Genomic DNA, 328 nt, shown 5'->3' with positions numbered 1-328 from the left:
ACGTCGATGAACTCGGTGCCCTTGACGGGGTCGCCGCCGATACCGACGGCGGTGGTCTGGCCGAGTCCGACATTGGTGGTCTGAAACACTGCCTCATAGGTAAGCGTTCCCGACCGCGAAACAACGCCGACCGAGCCCTTGCGGAAGATGTTTCCGGGCATGATGCCGATCTTGCATTCGTTGGGCGTGAGCACGCCCGGGCAGTTCGGCCCGATCAGGCGCGAGGTCGAGCGGTCGAGCCTGGCCTTGACCCTGATCATGTCCATCACCGGGATGCCTTCGGTGATGCAGATGATCAGCGGGATCTCGGCCTCGATCGCTTCGAGGA

Annotated in this window: 1 pseudogene; it reads right to left on the bottom strand. The window is 62.8% G+C overall.

What is annotated here, in order from left to right:
- Positions 1 to 328 (bottom strand): annotated as a pseudogene (locus EOB49_RS34965) (succinate--CoA ligase subunit alpha); the annotation flags it as partial.

Source organism: Mesorhizobium sp. M7A.F.Ca.MR.148.00.0.0 (assembly GCF_003997735.1).
Classification (GTDB): domain Bacteria; phylum Pseudomonadota; class Alphaproteobacteria; order Rhizobiales; family Rhizobiaceae; genus Mesorhizobium.
The sequence above is the reverse complement of the archived record's forward strand: the minus strand, read 5'-3'. Positions and strand labels throughout refer to the sequence as shown.